The 15,569-nt window shown below is 63.6% G+C and carries 15 protein-coding genes; 5 read left to right on the top strand and 10 right to left on the bottom strand.

The genetic code is table 11. From position 1 onward, the window contains the following. Window positions 1-46: 46 nt before the first annotated feature. Complete coding sequence (locus MKK60_RS00605) at window positions 47-316, bottom strand: hypothetical protein (RefSeq protein ID WP_243983478.1); 270 nt, start codon at window positions 314-316, stop codon at window positions 47-49. A 480-nt stretch (window positions 317-796) separates the two neighbouring features. Between MKK60_RS00605 and MKK60_RS00610 the strand changes: the two genes are divergently transcribed. Together MKK60_RS00610 and MKK60_RS00615 are read left to right on the top strand one after the other, a co-directional pair. Next, window positions 797-1,739, top strand: a protein-coding gene (locus MKK60_RS00610) for an IS630 family transposase (protein ID WP_243983479.1) whose coding sequence is annotated in 2 segments (ribosomal slippage) — window positions 797-1,143 and window positions 1,142-1,739 — 945 coding nt in all. Because the reading frame shifts where the segments join, the coding sequence is not laid out codon by codon here. A 153-nt stretch (window positions 1,740-1,892) separates the two neighbouring features. Next, entirely contained in the window at window positions 1,893-3,512 is a 1,620-nt protein-coding gene (locus MKK60_RS00615; protein WP_243983480.1) for a methyl-accepting chemotaxis protein, read from the top strand. Here the strand turns inward: MKK60_RS00615 and MKK60_RS00620 are convergent. Then, window positions 3,509-3,883, bottom strand: a complete 375-nt coding sequence (locus tag MKK60_RS00620; protein ID WP_243983481.1) for a hypothetical protein — start codon at window positions 3,881-3,883, stop codon at window positions 3,509-3,511. The genes MKK60_RS00615 and MKK60_RS00620 overlap by 4 nt on opposite strands. An 818-nt stretch (window positions 3,884-4,701) precedes the next feature. After that, on the bottom strand, window positions 4,702-6,828 hold the full coding sequence (locus MKK60_RS00625) for a putative bifunctional diguanylate cyclase/phosphodiesterase (RefSeq protein WP_243983482.1): 2,127 nt from the start codon (window positions 6,826-6,828) through the stop codon (window positions 4,702-4,704). 314 nt (window positions 6,829-7,142) lie between these two features. On the opposite strand from MKK60_RS00625, the gene MKK60_RS00630 reads away from it, so the two are divergent. After that, on the top strand, window positions 7,143-7,670 hold the full coding sequence (locus MKK60_RS00630) for a hypothetical protein (protein ID WP_243983483.1): 528 nt from the start codon (window positions 7,143-7,145) through the stop codon (window positions 7,668-7,670). Window positions 7,671-7,823: 153 nt separating this feature from the next. Further along, complete coding sequence (locus MKK60_RS00635) at window positions 7,824-8,069, top strand: hypothetical protein (RefSeq protein ID WP_243983484.1); 246 nt, start codon at window positions 7,824-7,826, stop codon at window positions 8,067-8,069. A gap of 114 nt (window positions 8,070-8,183) precedes the next feature. Here the strand turns inward: MKK60_RS00635 and MKK60_RS00640 are convergent, their stop codons facing one another. From MKK60_RS00640 to MKK60_RS00670, 7 genes are all read right to left on the bottom strand, one after another. Continuing rightward, window positions 8,184-8,426, bottom strand: a complete 243-nt coding sequence (locus MKK60_RS00640) for a hypothetical protein (RefSeq protein WP_243983485.1) — start codon at window positions 8,424-8,426, stop codon at window positions 8,184-8,186. Between the two features lie 299 nt (window positions 8,427-8,725). After that, window positions 8,726-9,784, bottom strand: coding sequence for an HD-GYP domain-containing protein (locus MKK60_RS00645; protein WP_243983486.1), 1,059 nt, complete (start codon window positions 9,782-9,784; stop codon window positions 8,726-8,728). Window positions 9,785-9,828: 44 nt separating this feature from the next. Continuing rightward, window positions 9,829-10,944, bottom strand: coding sequence for an HD domain-containing phosphohydrolase (locus MKK60_RS00650; RefSeq protein WP_243983487.1), 1,116 nt, complete (start codon window positions 10,942-10,944; stop codon window positions 9,829-9,831). 57 nt (window positions 10,945-11,001) lie between these two features. Continuing rightward, complete coding sequence (locus MKK60_RS00655; RefSeq protein WP_243983488.1) at window positions 11,002-11,298, bottom strand: hypothetical protein; 297 nt, start codon at window positions 11,296-11,298, stop codon at window positions 11,002-11,004. A 7-nt stretch (window positions 11,299-11,305) separates the two neighbouring features. Beyond that, on the bottom strand, window positions 11,306-12,997 hold the full coding sequence (locus tag MKK60_RS00660) for a methyl-accepting chemotaxis protein (protein WP_243983489.1): 1,692 nt from the start codon (window positions 12,995-12,997) through the stop codon (window positions 11,306-11,308). A gap of 283 nt (window positions 12,998-13,280) precedes the next feature. Further along, a complete protein-coding gene (locus tag MKK60_RS00665; protein WP_243983490.1) occupies window positions 13,281-13,769 on the bottom strand; it encodes a PAS domain-containing protein in 489 nt (162 codons plus the stop codon). A gap of 336 nt (window positions 13,770-14,105) precedes the next feature. Continuing rightward, window positions 14,106-14,543, bottom strand: coding sequence for a MucR family transcriptional regulator (locus tag MKK60_RS00670; RefSeq protein ID WP_313901105.1), 438 nt, complete (start codon window positions 14,541-14,543; stop codon window positions 14,106-14,108). A gap of 391 nt (window positions 14,544-14,934) precedes the next feature. Here MKK60_RS00670 and MKK60_RS00675 point away from each other — a divergent pair, with 391 nt between their 5' ends. Further along, window positions 14,935-15,501: a MucR family transcriptional regulator gene (locus MKK60_RS00675; protein WP_243983491.1), complete on the top strand. Its 567-nt coding sequence runs from the start codon at window positions 14,935-14,937 to the stop codon at window positions 15,499-15,501. Window positions 15,502-15,569: the final 68 nt, after the last annotated feature.

The raw sequence follows: 15,569 nt of genomic DNA on the forward strand, positions 1-15,569 counted from the left end.
CGACAACATTGAATTTTTGAAGCTGAGCAGCCCCGCAACAAAAACATCAGTTCAACTGTAAACTACCTCTTGGACTTGTCGTCAAACCACTAAGATGAGCATCAAGCTGATCGCGGATCTCTCTGGCCATCGCCAGATCAAAGCGTAGACGTGCAGCTACAATGGGATCAGGCTGCACGCTCCCATCCATAAGTACGGCCATCCGGTCCGTGAACAAATTGAGCGCGACCGTCTGTCCGTTCAAGACGATACTGACAGCACCTGTAATATGCCGAACGGGGACTTCATCAGGATCGGGCGTGGCATCAATCGGCATCCCCTAAATTCCTTCAAAAACTGATAACCTACAATTGACTAGTCAATTTCTACAATGCGCTCGAAGCAAGTTGACGTTCTCAAATACTATCTACAGATTTGAACATATATGTTAATTAATAGTAAAAATATAGACCAAGTTGTGAGTTTTTTGAACGCCTAACTACCACCGACTACCGCGCCGCCAAGCTCGATGCCTCGACGTTCGGGGCGCACTCCCTGCGGGCCGGCTACATCACTTTGGCAGCCGAGCGGGGTGCGGATCTTGCCCGCATTATGGATCAGTCCGGGCACCGCGATCCGCGTACGGTCGTCAGCTACATCCGGCGGGCGAACGCCTTCAAAGGGCACCCGGCGAGCACGTTTCTGTAGGCGGGCAAGATCGGGTTAGAGCGTTTTCGGGCTCCGCTGAATCGGGGAGGTGGGGTTCACGCGAAGCTGTTGGGCTGATTCACTGATCGCTTTTGAGAAGGAGCGAAGCATGGGCCGACCCTACAGCCAGGACCTGCGCGAGCGGGTGGTGAAGGCCGCGGCAACGACCTCGCGCCGCCAGGCGGCCGCGCGGTTTGGGGTCGGCATCGCGACTTCGATCCGCTGGATGGCCGCGCTCACGACGACCGGGACGGTGGCCGCTCATCCGCAGGGGCGGGCGCGCCGCTCGAAGCTCGATCCGCACGAGGCGTTCCTGCGCGGCCTGATCGACGGACGAGACGACATCACCCTGGAGGAGATGCGCGCCCGGCTTCGGGATGAGCACGATCTGACGGTCGGTCTGGGCACCCTGTGGAGCTTCCTCGACGCACGCGAGCTCACGTACAAAAAAAGACAGCTACGCCGCCGAGCAAAATCGCCCGGACGTGAAGGCCGCGCGCGAGGCGTGGTTCGAGGGCCAACCCGATCTCGACCCTGCCCGCCTCGTGTTCCTCGACGAGACCTGGACCTCCACCAACATGGCCCGCCTGCGCGGACGGTCTCCCCGCGGCGAGCGGCTGCGTTCGCCCATCCCGCACGGTCACTGGAAGACCACGACCCTGGTAGCCGGCCTGCGCCTGTCCGGGATCGCCGCCCCGTTCGTGCTCGATGGGCCGATCAACCGCGACGCCTTCCAGGCCTATGTCGATCAGGTTCTGGTGCCCGAACTCGCCCCCGGCGACATCGTCGTCATGGACAACCTTGGAAGCCACAAGGGGCCGGCCGTGCGTGCCGCCATCGCGGCAGCCGGCGCGCACCTCTTGTTCCTCCCGCCCTACTCGCCCGACTTCAACCCCATCGAGATGGCGTTCTCGAAGCTGAAGGCGCTCCTGCGCAAGGCGGCTGAGCGAACCGTCGAGGGATTGTGGTCGGCCATCGGACGCCTCGTCGATACCGTCACGCCAGACGAGTGCGCCAACTTCTTCGCCGCAGCAGGATACGAACCAGATTAAACCGAAAACGCTCTAGCGGGGACTCATCCCCATCGCTGTCATCGTCTTATGAGATCCCCACGAGCTTGATTTAGCTGCTAATTTGGCTGACTGCGCTCGCGATGGCGATTGCCGCAAGGCAGCGTCCGTAGGCCTGCGTAGGAACGCTCGACCATGCCGAACACGTTTGGCCTCAACCGCACGCTTGGAGGTGCGATCGGCGTCATCGCGCTGGTGTCGGTCCTCAGCAGCGGGGCGATCTTAGCCACACGCAACCACCTGCAGGATGCGACCGACGCCCTCGACCGCTCGACACAAGTGGTTCGGGGGCTCGATGCCTTCCGCACCGCCATGCTCAACCAAGAGACCGGCCTACGTGGCTATCTGATCACCGGGCGCGAGAGCAGCCTGGAGCCCTACCGCGCGGGGCGGCCGGCCCTGGACCAGACGATCACACATTTGAGGACCTTGATCGGCAACGATGCCGAGCGTTCGCGTCTGTTTGCCGATGCCGTGACGGCAGCGCGCGCTTGGCAAACCGACATCGGCGAGACCGCGATACGTCAGGCTGCGGATCCGACGACGCGACCGGATGGGGTGCGTATCGAGGCCGAAGGCAGGGGCAAGCAGTTCTTCGACACCCTGCGCAGCAAGCTCATCGCCATCGACAATCTGGAAGAACAGACTCGTGCGGCACAGGCCGCTCGTGTCACGCAGGCCGAGCGCAACGAGAGCCTCGCACTCTGGGGCGGGACCGTGCTCACGCTCCTAATCTGCATCGGGATCGGGATCGGGATCAACCGGCTGATCGTCCGGCCGCTCGGGCGGGTGATGACCTTCGTCGAGCATGTCGGTCAGGGCGACCTGTCCGGGACGCTCGGGGACGGCGGCCACAATGAAATCGGTCGCTTGAAGCGTACCCTCAATGCAATGGTAGCGGGGCTGGCCGACCTCGCTCGCACCAACCGCACCGCCACCTCGGACCTGAACGCGGCGGCGGCCGAGATCCGCGCCTCGGCGCAGGAGCAGGCGGCCTCGGTGGAGGAGCAGTTCGCGGCGGTGCAGGAGACGGCGGCGACGGTGGACGAGATCACCCATTCGGGCGCGCAGATCACGAAGCGGGCCGGCGAGGTGATCGCCACCGCCCAGGCCACGGCCCAGACCTCGCGCCAGGGCCTGCGCGCGGTGGCCGACACGGCGCGGGCGATGGACGCGATCCGCGAGCAGGCGGAGGCGGTGGCCGGCAACATCGTGACGCTGTCGGAGAAGACCCAGACGATCGGCGACATCATCGAGACGGTCAACGACATCTCGGAGCGCACGCACCTGCTGGCGCTCAACGCCGCGATCGAGGCGGCGGCGGCCGGGGAGAGCGGGCGGAGCTTCGCGGTGGTGGCCTCGGAGATGAAGCTTCTGGCCGACCAGGCCAAGGCGGCCACCCTGCAGGTGCGCGGCATCCTTTCGGAGATCCAGCGCGGCATCAACACCTCGGTGATGCTGACGGAGGAGGCGGTCAAGCGGGCGGCCACCGGCAAGGCGCGCTCCGACACGACCCAGCGCACGATCGAGGAGATCACCGGGCGGGTGGAGGAGAACGTGCAGACCTTCCAGCAGATCGTGGCGTCGACCAACCAGCAGCAGCTCGGCATCGAGCAGGTGATGGGCGCCCTGCAGAACATCCGCCAGGCGAGCCAGCAGACCGCCGCCGGCACCCGCGAGGTCGAGGCGGCCTCGGCCAACCTCACCGAGCTCGCAGGAGCCCTCATGGCCCTCGCCGAACGCTATCGGCACTAGGCGCCTTTCAGCGCCTGCCCCGACTCGCCAAGCAGCAGAGTACCCTGTTGCTCGGTTGTCTCTATGAGGCCACGGACCTGCGCGATGAACAAGTCGATCTGCACCACCCCTTGAACGATCGCGACGATGAGATTGGCGTTCGCAACATCGATATGAGGTAGCCTACTCGTTTCCCGGCTACGCAAATCGGAGAGCAGCGCCTTCATTTCATCCCGCCGTAGTCGCAGGTCCGCGAGGATCACCTCAGCCCGCGCTGCCTGCAGGCTCGTAGCTTGGCCCCCGGCCAGGAGCGCTACGGCGGCGACATCGATCCGAGCGAGAGCCGATTGGTCAGCCCCCTTCGGGCGCAATGGAATGATCTCTCTGCTCATCGTCCCGCATCCGCTTATCGGGAGACTTGTAGCCCCAATGCCGGCATACAGCCTGCCAACGGCAATGAGATGTCATCTTGCAGGCGGCCGCAATCTAGCGCCTCAGCGACCTGCCAGAGCACCCAATCTGAGCGTGTGGAGGACGCCCTCGCGATAGAGGGTATCATCTCGCTGAGGTCGCACTATTCGACGAGAACGATCACCAAAGGATCGATGCTGGCGAGTTCGGCCAAGGCCTCGACGGAGTAGGCGCATCGCAGACGAGCAGCGCGCACCTGCGATGCCAAGCGTTGGTGATAGTCCGAGGGAGGATCGTTCGAGATGCTCATAGGTCGGCCTACGCAGGTCGAGAGCACTCGGTTTCATCAAGTGCCTGTTAGATCGATCCCGATGGTTTTGACCGGGGCAGCCCCAGATCCGTCAAACCAAGCCCCTGCGCCAAGCCGGTCGCAGCTTCAAGCGAGAGGTCGCTATCGGCACCTTGTTCGATGGCCTCGATAACAATCGGATCGGTCCCCAGGAGGCGTGCAGCAGTGATCAGATCCAAACATAGCTTGGCACGCGCCGGTCCCGCATGCTGGGCAAGATTCCGAAGCAGAACTCGCCTCCGTTCCGCTGTTTGTGCCATGCACACGGCATGAGTTCCTCGTGAACGACGAATTGCCGCTCACCGAGCATATCTGTTTAGGCCATACATCCCCCTACCTGTAGTTGATCCCCTGCCATTCCTACAACGCACGGAACCCCACGGAGGCAATCTGGTCCGCATCGTGGAGGTCTCAGCGCACCGCGATCCGCGGACGGTGCTTGCTTATCGCCTAAGCTGCTCCAAGCAGCGTAGCCGGCGTCCGCCCAGTACCTGCGCCCAGGCCATAGCTGGCCGCGAACGAGTCAGCTGGCATCGGCTTGCCGAACAGGTAGCCTTGACCCTCCTGGCAGCCCTCAGTGCGCAGGCAGGCATGCTCGGCCTCGGTCTCGATGCCCTCGGCTATTACCGACAGCCCGAACCCGAGCCCAAGCTGCAGGATCGCACGGACGATCGTCACGTCGTGATGCGAGGCGAGCATACCGGTCACGAACGAGCGGTCGATCTTCAGCCGCGTAAGTGGAAAGCGCTTCAGAAGGCTGAGGGAGGCGTAGCCCGTCCCATAGTCGTCGAACGCGATGCCGACCCCGGTCTCGCGGAGGCTGTGCAATGTTGCGATCAGTTCGATCTCCTGACGCAGCACGATGTTCTCTGTGATCTCCAGCTCCAGGGAGGAGGCGGGCAGGCTGGTGTCGCTCAAGATAGCGCGGACCGTCTCGGAGAGGTCGCCCCTTTGAAACTGAGCGCTGCACAGGTTGACCCCCATACGGAAGTCCGGTGCTCCCGCGGAACGCCATGCTTCTGCCTGGGTACAAGCCGTACGCAGGACCCAATCGCCGACCTGAGCAGCGTAGCGACTGCTGTCGAGCACGTCGATGAACGCAGCTGGTGCAAGCAGGCCGCGGTCAGGATGCTGCCAACGGATCAACGCTTCCGCTCCGACAAGTGCGCCATCGCTCAGGCGCACTTGCGGCTGGTAGAACAGGACAAACTCAGCACGCTCGACCGCCCGACCCAACTCGTCCCGGCAAACACGAGCACGCTGCGCCTGGTGTCGTAGGACCGGGCTGAACAGCCGATGGCAATGCCGGCCGTCGCCTTTGGCTTGGTACAGCGCGAGATCCGCACACCCGAGGAGTTCTCCGGCGTTGTCGCCGTGCGAAGGTGCTATGGCAATGCCAAGGCTGGCGCTCAATCTGAGTGTCTGCCCGTCATACTCGAACGGTTCGGCGACAGCTGCGATGATGGAACTCGCCACCTCGGCAGCGCGGAGCGGATCGCCGATATCGGGTAGGAGGACAACGAACTCGTCGCCGCCAAGCCGGGAAACCGTGTCGATCGGACGGACACAGGCGAGGATACGGGTCGCCATCACTCTGAGGACAGAGTCGCCGGCACCATGGCCGTAGCTGTCGTTGACCTCCTTGAAGCCGTCCAAATCGAGCATCAGCACGGATACAGGTCGGCCCGCAATGGCGATTTCATCCAGCCGCTCGCGCAGGACGGCGCGGTTGGGCAGTTCGGTCAGCGGATCGAGATGTGCGAGGCGGAACAAGCGCTCTTCGTTGGCGCGTCGCTCACGGATATCACGCACGATCGAACCGAAAGCGGCTCGCCCCTCCTCCTGCCACTTAGACAGCGATAGCTCGATCGGGAATTCAGTCCCGTCCTTATGGCGGGCCGGCAGCTCGATAGTCTTGCCAACGAGCCTAGGTTTGCCCCCGTTGGCAACCCGATGGAGGCCGCCACCATGCCCCCCGCGCATGCGCTCGGGGACGATCAGGTCGATCGACTGTCCGACCGCCTCCGCGCTCTCATGACCAAATATTTGTTCGGCGGCAGCATTCCAGAAGGTAATGTGACCACTGGCGTCGGCACAGATGATGCCGTCCGGGGAGGTCGATGCGATCTGCTCGAAACGCGATTGGCTTGCTCGATGCGCAACCTCCAGCCGACGCAGCTCCATGCGATCGAGGGTGAGGTTTGCGAGCTGCTGCAACGTCTGCCGATCAATGTCAGAGAAGGCGTTGCGCGACCGCGAGTCCGCTAGACAAAGCGTGCCAACGGCATGACCGGAAGGCGATCGCAGCGGAATGCCGACGTAGAAGCGGATATGCGGCGGCCCTGTGACGAGCGGGTTGTCGTGGAAGCGTGGATCGAGGGTGGCGTCGAGCACGACGAGAGCCTCGGTCTGCATGATGGTATGCGAGCAGAACGCGACCTCCCGGTTGGTCTCGCACAGGCTGAGGCCGACCTTGGCGTGAAACACCTGTCGGTCACGATCGAGTAGGGAGACGAAAGCAGTCGGCACCTCGAACAACCGCGCAGCTAGAGCGACAATCTGCGTGAAGCCAGGCATCGGGGCTGAACCGAGCAAGTCGTATTCGGCTAGCGCCGCAACACGTGCATCTTCGCCGATGAGGATAGGAGGTGGTTGCACAATGAGAACCGAAAGTTGTTCCTACGTACGAACTTAAGGCCAGATTGTTAAGATCTTGCGTATCGCAGGCGTGGCAACCTATCGTCGGACACCTGAGGGCTACGGATCACTGCTTTGTGACGAACCGCGCTGCCCACTCGTCTGCCGTCAGCACCGGTCCGGTGACGCCGAGCACGCCATTGGTGACGATGCCGAGGCCATCGGCGACCCAGGCTTGCCAGTCCTCGACGTGGATGTCGGATCCGACGCCGGGCGGCCGATCGGTGAGGATCAGCTTGGATGCCAGCGGTGAAGGCGGCTTGCTCGCGCGGGGTCATAGGTGTGTCCCTGTTGCTCGTAGCTGTAAGCGTGGCAGTATCCTGCACGCGGGCGCGGAGTTCATCGCGATCGGCGAGGAGCAGGGACGCAGGATGGCTGGAATTCTGGACGGGGCTGATCTGCCTCCGCTCCCGGCTACCGTCGTAAAGCCGTGGGTGATAGCCGTAAAAACCGGCACGCTGGGGATGCACGATGTGGTGGCTTCGGCCGCATCGAGTACGGCAGCGAGCGTGAAACGCCGTGTCGTCGTCTGGCCGGGCCTCGACATGGCGATCGCAGCGGCGGTCGAAGCCTCGGTCGCGTTCGCGGAAGCGCTCGCCAAGCGGGGTGCTGCGACGACCAAGCTGCGCTCTGAAGCACTCGCGTCGCGGGAAGTGGTGATCGAGCATCTGCGGACGGCTGCCCCGAGTGAGGATACGCGGGCGCTTGGGCTTGGGTGGTAGGCGAGATGTCTCAGCGATGCGGAGAACATGGTACGCAGAGCATCAAATGATAGCGCCCAACCCTGAGCATTCGGGCAAATATCTGCGCTCGTGGTGCGGTACAGGACGATCAATATGGCGCTGAGTGGTCCCCCGCCTGCCTCGTGCCCGCACATGGACACATTGATCGATTTGCTGAGCAAATTTCCAACTGGGCAAGGCGACCTCGCGGTCCGGGCCATGATCGAGCAGTTGGATATCCTGGAGTATGATGCCCGGTGGCAGGGTGCCAGTGCTGTAACCCTTTCTGCCATTCAGGGGGCAAAAGTCCTCTTGGACGTTTCCGAACTGCAGCCTCGCCGTATGCGCGCGTTGTCATCACCATATGATCGACGACGCGCCGTAGGCGTGAAGCATTGAGGCGCCTCGGTACGGTCGACCTCAGCAGTAGAGCGTATGATCCACATAATCACATGCTACGCTGCGGATCGAGCTTGACGGCCCTCCCGTTGTGAGAAGTTAGTTCGGTGGGGATCATCGGCGCAGCTCCCGAGCCGCAAAGCCGGTGCCGTCAAGCACGGCCAGGATCTCGTTGGCCTTGGCTGCGGCGAGGCTGAGCGAATGACGGGCGGCCTGACGGACGAAGGCAGCATCCTTGGGATAGAGGCGATCGAGCAGGTCCAGCTTCTCGCGGGAGAGGTTCGCCGGGCAGATCGTGCACTCGAGGCTGGTCGGGCAATCGGGATGGTGAGGGGCTAGTCGAATGCCCTGCTCCATTACGTAGGCCTATAACGTCCGACGTGGACCAATCCCAAAGCGGCAGCGGGACCTCGACATGCGTCGGAACGGCAGTCGAGAGACCGACAACCGTTGCGCCGCCATCTCCCTGGCGCTGACCGAATAGGAGGGCGCAGGAGGCAGTCAAGGCGCCGACGTAGGTGAGCACCGGTCCGACCCGATAAACGCCGCAGCAGGCCGTCCAGGGCTGCAGGCGGGGCGAACGCCAGTCGATGCCCTCGACGTGCTCCAGAGGCAGGATATTGGCCGGAGTGCCGTTTCATTCCTGTCCCGCAGCCTCACTCCACGTTCGGTACGGAGGCATCGAATGCCACGGCTACAGGATGGAAGGCGTGCACGAGGTCGACATCGAGGTGACCTTCCATACCCTTCAGGATAGCGTAGGCCTGCTGACCGGCCATCGGAGGTCTGTAAGGACGTCGTTCGACGAGGGCCCCGTAGATGTCGCAGACGGTAACCAACCGCACGAGATCGGGGATCTCCCGACCCTTGAGCCGATCCGGGTAGCCGGTGCCATCAAGCAGCTCGTGGTGCGACCGCACAGCCGCTAGCATCGTGTCTTCAAACCCCTGGCCCGCGAGCATGGCGTGACCGCGCGCTGGATGCGTGCGCATCACCGCCGTCTCCGCCTCGGTGAGCTTGCCCGGTTTGTTCAGGATCTCGGTTGGAACGTGGATCTTGCCGACATCATGCAGCAGGGCGGCCTTCGTCAGGCGATGGCGGTCTGCCTCGCGTAGACCGAGCGCGGCCGAGAAGGCGGCAGCCAGCGACGCCACGAGCAGGCAGTGCTGGTGCGTGGCATCGTCGAACTGTTGGACCGCTCGGATCCAATCGTAGATGCCGCTCTCACTGACGGCACGCACGACGAGGTCGGTGCCGATCTCGGCGCCGGCGGGCGTGATCGGTCTGCCGGATAAGAGGACCTGCCGGAGGAATTGCCGCGCTTTGACAGCCCGCTCCCGCACAGCAGCCGGGATCGGCCGCATCTGAACCTGGATGTGGCCCAATGTGGCTAGTAGCTGCTTCACGCTTGCCTTGGCGCTGAGCGTGCCATTCGCATCCAGAACCTGGGCATGAGCCTCGGCACGGGCTACATTGCCATGGACGAGGAACAGGTACGGCACCCCTTCGTCGCGCACCTGTTCCAGGACTCGGCGTAGGCGAACGATGGCATCGGAGGTGAGTGCCTCGACGTCGCTGACGATCAGTCTGGGGCGTGATACCGGCAGCGTATCGCCGTACAAGTCATGGATGGCCCCGCCGGTCGCGGTCCCAAGATCGCGTGTGAGCCTTTGAGCACGACGCAGGTCATCCGTGATCAGCAGAAGCTCGCCCATGGCTGTTTCCGATCAGATCGCGTCTTGAATGGAACGTCGGTGGGCTATCTGACGCTCTCGGCGACCTCGCGGCGCAATTCCGGCACGCGCGCCCACGGCTCGGTAGTCCGGGCTAGCGCTTCCAGGCGCGATCCGACCGCCGTCTCACGGACCGCCAGTACCGCGTCCCAAGCTGACGCGAAGGCCTCGACACAGGCCGGGTCGAAATGGCGGCCACTGTCGGCCTGGATACAGCCCAGCGCTTCCTCGACCGCCATGGCCGCCCTGTACGGTCGCACCGAGGTCAAGGCGTCGAACACATCCGCCACGGCGACGATCCGTGCCGATAACGGGATAGCCTCGCCAGCCAGGCCGTGCGGGTAGCCGCTGCCATCCCACTTCTCGTGGTGAGCCTCTGCGATCTCCGCGGCCAAGCAGATCAGCTCCGATCCGCTGCCGCCCAAGATCCGCTTGCCGACCATCGAATGGGTGCGGATGACGGCGAACTCGGCCTCGTCGAGCCGTCCCTTCTTCAGTAGGATCCCGTCGGGTACGGCGACCTTGCCCACGTCGTGAAGGGGGGCGGCGAGGTACAGCCGTTGGCAGTAATCCTCCGTCAGCCCCATCGCCTCAGCGATAATCTGGCTGTAGCGAGCCACGCGCCAGGTATGGTCGCCGGTGTCGTTGTCGCGATACTCGACCGCCAGGGCGAGGCGGAAGATGATTTCGGCCTCCCGCTCGCGCAGCCGTCGCGTCGCTTGCTCGATCTCGCCGGCCAGTGTCGTCGCCTGCTCGTCGAGATGCCGCACCGCCTTCGCCAGTCGGACGAGGTTGCGCACCCGCACATTCAGCTCGATCCCCTTCGCTCGCTTGTCGAGGAAGTCGGTGGCGCCCGCCTCCAGCGCGCTGAGCCTGACCGTATCGCACACATCGCTGGTGATCATGGCGACTGGTACCTGCGCGTAGTGCGGTATGGCGCGGATCTCACGGATGAAGGTGATCCCGTCCAGCTCGGGCATGTGCTGGTCAACCAACACAAGGTCGAAGGCGCAGGTCCGGGCCTCGACCAACGCCGCGAGCGGGTCGCTGCAGGCAGTGACGATGATGCCGTCTTTGGCCTCCAGGAATTGTCGGAGGCGCAACAACATCACCTTGCTGTCATCTACGAGGAGGACGTCCATGATCGTTTTCCGGCGGGTTTGGTGGGACTGTGATGCGGTCCGGACCGGACGATGTGTTCAGGATGGATAGTCTTCGGCGAGCAAGCTCAGCCGCGAGAAGGTGTCAGCCAGGCGGTACAAGCTGTGGTGAAGAGCTTCGATCTCCGGCGTCGAGCTGCCAGGTGCGACGGCCAGACGGTCGATTTCCTGCTCTAGATCCCGGCTCAGCTGCCGCAGCGAGCCTCCGAGTGATCGGATCTGAGGCCAGCGTGGCCCTGGATCGGCGTTGGCAGTGAGGACCTGCTCCAGCGCCGCCGCCAGCCGCTCAGCACCCGCTTGGTCAACACGGCGGGACAGCAGTCGAACCTCGGCCATGATAAGCTCAAGCCGCCCGGACAGTGGCGAGGAAGCGTCCGACCTCGGCTGCAAGGTGCTCTGATTGGCGCGACAGCTCCGAGGCCGCGCCGAGGACCTGACTGGCAGCGGCCCCGGTCTCCTCGGCAGCGCCCGCCACGCCGGCAATGTTGCTGGTCACCTCGCCCGTGCCCATCGCCGCCTGGCTGACGTTGCGCACGATCTCCTGTGTCGCCGCGCCCTGCTGCTCAACGGCGGCCGCAATGGACGTTGTTACCCCGCTGATCTCCTGGATCCGGGCGGTAATGCCGCCGATCGCCGTGACAGCTTGACCCGTGGACGCCTGGATGCGTGCGATCTGCCCTGAGATCTCGTCGGTCGCCCGTGCCGTTTGTGAGGCAAGCTCCTTGACCTCTGCAGCGACCACCGCGAAGCCTCGTCCCGCTTCACCGGCGCGCGCCGCCTCGATGGTAGCATTCAGCGCCAGCAGGTTGGTCTGTCCGGCGATGGTGGAGATCATGCCGACCACGTCGCCGATGCGGGAGACCGCCGTGCTCAACTCCTGCACCAAAGCGCCGGTTTGATCGGCCTCGGCGACGGCTTGCTGTGCCAGGGCTGCAGAGCCATCGACCTGACGTCCGATCTCCTGCACCGATGAGCCAAGCTCCTCGGCCGCCGCGGCGACGGTGTTGACGTTGGTGGCGGCCTCCTCGGCGGCAGCGGCCACGGTCGTGGACTGGGTCGCCGTCACGGTCGCCGTTGCCGTCATCGTCTGGGCTGTCGCCTGCAGCTCGGTCGCCGACGACGAGACCATGCCGATGATCCCGCCAACCGCCGCTTCAAAGCCGTCGGCCATCTGACGCATACCGGCTCTACGCTGCTCCTCGGCTGCAAGACGTGCCTGCGCCGTATCTGCCTCCAACTGGCGGGTGCGGATCAGGTTGTCCTTGAACACCTGCACCGCGGCCGCCATCGCACCGATTTCATCGCGGCGGGCGCGGTACGGCACCTCGGCCGTGGCGTCGCCGGCTGCCAGCACGGACATCGTGCCCGTCATTGCTTGGATCGGCCGTGACACGTAGAGTAGGCCAAATGCGGTGGCCGCGCACGCCGTGGCTAGCGCCAGGGCCGCGGCAACGTAGGCGGCCAGGGTGGCAGCATCGGTCTCGGTCGTTGCAATATCTGCGTCGCGTCGGCCGCCCCCTTCGTTGAGGGCAACATCGCGCAAGAGTGTTGTACGCGCTTCGTCGTAAAGGTGCACCGCATCAGGGCCGCTCATCAGAGTGAGTGCGGCGGCCTGCTGTCCCGCCTCCATCAAGCGGCGCATCTCGCTATCAGCGTGCTCGAATCGGGTCCAGGTGGCGGAGAATGCCTCATACAAGGACTTCTCCTCGGCGGAGGAGATCAGTGCCTCGTAAGTCTTGCGCGCGCTCGCGAGCTTGGCATGGGTAGCGGCGAGCTGGGCTTCGTTTGCAGCGAGACGAGAGGCCGTATCGGAGAGCGTGAGGAGACGCAGCTGCTTGATCCGGACCTCGGATGCCGCGCTCCCGATCGCGTTGACGGCGACAATGGAAGGCAGCCATTTGGTTGCGACCTGCGTGACGCTGTGACGAATACCGGTCAGCTTGAGGACGGAAAGAACGCCTTGTCCCGCACAGATCAGCGCGAGAAGGCCGAAGGCTGCAGACAGCGCGGCCTTAAGGGACAGGTTCGGGCGCATGTGGCAAGGCTCTAATCGTAAGGGGCTGGTCAGATTGATGCCCCGCTACCGCACGCCTGAGGCAGCGCACGGATGTGCACAATCTCGGGCGAGAGCGGGGGGATGTATGAACAGGGAAGCCTATCTAGAAGGCCACTCTTACTGTCTAAATCTGGATGTAATTGCTTAATTAAAACTTAATATGCCAAACAAGTGATCGGCAGTGAAATCTATCAAAAGATCAAATTCTGGAATAGCCCTCAAGGCACGCAAGGACAAAATTATAAATTGATTTGATTGCGAGTTACTCGCTGGATATAGCCGCGAAAACGGCGAGGCCCCGCAGGGCGCCAGGTAACAAGTCGTTACTTATTGAGCTAGGATCGTAGCGCCCGCCACTGCTCACAGCCGGGCGGCCGACCCGCCGCACGACCTCACGCTCGAATGAGATGAAGGCCTGAATACCGCCCTCGGCATCCCGCAACGGCCGGCAGTCGATCTCGGCCCGGTACTTGGCTCCGTCGCCGCGGTAGTTGGTGACGTAGCCGTGAAACCGCTCGCCTGAGGATAGCGTGCGGTGGAAGGCGTCAAGCGTCTCCCGGCGCGTCTCCTTGCCTTGCATGAAGCGCGGACTCTGCCCGACGATCTCGGCCGGGTCTCGGCCGACTAGCTGCCCGAACGCGGGATTGGCGTAGAGGATGATCGGGCCCGGACGTTCGATCGCCGCATCCGTGACCACGATGCCGACCGAGATGTCGTGCGCAAACGCCTTGATCCACTCGACGATTGTCATTCAGCTCCAGCGCATATGCCGCTCGCGTACGATGCCGATGTTCAAGACAGCTACGGCCTCGACGTTCCATAGGACGCCCGCACCCGAAGACTGAGGCCGCCGGCACCCTGCCGCCGGGCCATCCGCTCGATCCCTCGAAGGCACCCCCGCCGCCGGCCGACAGCTCCGGCCCAACCTCGCCCGGGCTTCCCGATCCGAAGTCGGACCGCGCGCCTGAGAGCAGCGGCTACGATGGAGCGCCGCCGTCGACCGGCTCCGGTAACGCCAAGGGTGGCTATGGGGCTGGTTGAGGCCTAGGGAGCCCGCCGCTGCGAAGAGGCGGGCTCCTGTTGACCCTCAGGCGGCAGCCCGGCCAGGGCGGCCGAGGCCGATGTTCTTGGCAAGGGCAGAGCGGGCTTCGGAGTACGAGGGAGACACCATCGGGTAGTCAGAGGGCAGGCCGAACTTGACGCGGTAGCTGTGGGGATCGAGGCCGTGCTTGCTCAGATGGCGCTTCAGCGTCTTGTAGCGCTTGCCATCGACAAAGCTGATCAGCGCGTCCGGCGTCACCGATTTCTTGATTTGGGCCGGCGTCGGCTGCTCGGCCTTCTCAGCCACGGTGTCGGTGCTTGCAGCCCCAGAACCGCTGTAGAGACCTGCCAGAGCCGCGTGCACGCTTCCAATCAGCCTCGGAAGCTCAAGGACCGGAATGGAGTTGTTCGCCACGTAGGCAGCAACGATGTCGCCGGCCATAGCGATCATTTCGGGGTTGTGCCCCTGGTTCTTATCGGTCACTTAGGTTGTCCTGTGTGTACGCTACCGGCCTGAGATCTGCCGATCGCCGTTCCAGATCAAGGCGCCCCCCCCCGCAAGATCGCGCGAGCCTGCCGTGACTTGTACGCATGCTCTGTGGATATGGTTTCGGGGAAGAGTGAGCTGGGGCGTCCCATCGAGCGGCCTGATTTCGCATCGTATCGAGAGCCGGCGACGAAAGCTCGCAAGTGCAGAGCGCAGGCGCTGTGTGTGAAGCCCCGCCACTCAGCGCTCTGGGGCTTCTCTGCGTCTGCTAAGCCTCATGTCGAAGCACAGCGACAAATTTCCATCTGTGTTGCAGCATTACGTAGTGTGCTGTTCACGGATATGTCTTGACGGTCCACCTTGTTCGGTAGAGCGATAAATCCTCTTTATGAAAGGGATCGTCGTGGACGAACAAACCGAAGCTCAGACCAACAACTTTGTGGAACTCGCTGCCGACCTCGTCGCGGCCTACGTGTCGAACAACAACGTGCCGGTGTCCGAACTGCCGAATGTGATCGCTTCCGTGCACGCGGCTTTTAAGGGCCTTGCCAATGGACCCCCCGCCGAGGATGCTGGCCCGGAGAAGCCGACGCCGGCTCAGATCAAGAAGTCGATCACGCCGGACGCACTGATCTCGTTCCTCGACGGGAAGCGCTACAAGACGCTGAAGCGTCACCTGACCGTGGCCGGCCTGACGATGGAGACCTACCGCGCGCGCTACGGCCTGCCGTCGGACTACCCGTCGACCGCGGCAAGCTACTCCGCTCAACGATCCGAGCTTGCTCGGTCTCTCGGCCTCGGCCAGCAGCGGCGCAAGGCAGCTCCCAAGGCCGCTGAGGCCGACGAGACGGTGTCTGACGCGCCCAAGTCCGCCAAGGGCAAGCCGAAGGCCGCTAAAGCCTCCGAGGCAGCCCCTAAGGCACGCGGTCGGAAGAAGGCCACCGAGACGGCCTGAGGCCGCTTAGCGCCTCGTTCCGGCACACCGCGGCACCTGTCGCGGTGACGGGCCTCTAACCAAGTGCC

Origin of the sequence: Methylobacterium sp. J-092, from assembly GCF_022829325.1 — a bacterium.
In the GTDB taxonomy this organism is placed as follows: Bacteria; Pseudomonadota; Alphaproteobacteria; order Rhizobiales; family Beijerinckiaceae; genus Methylobacterium.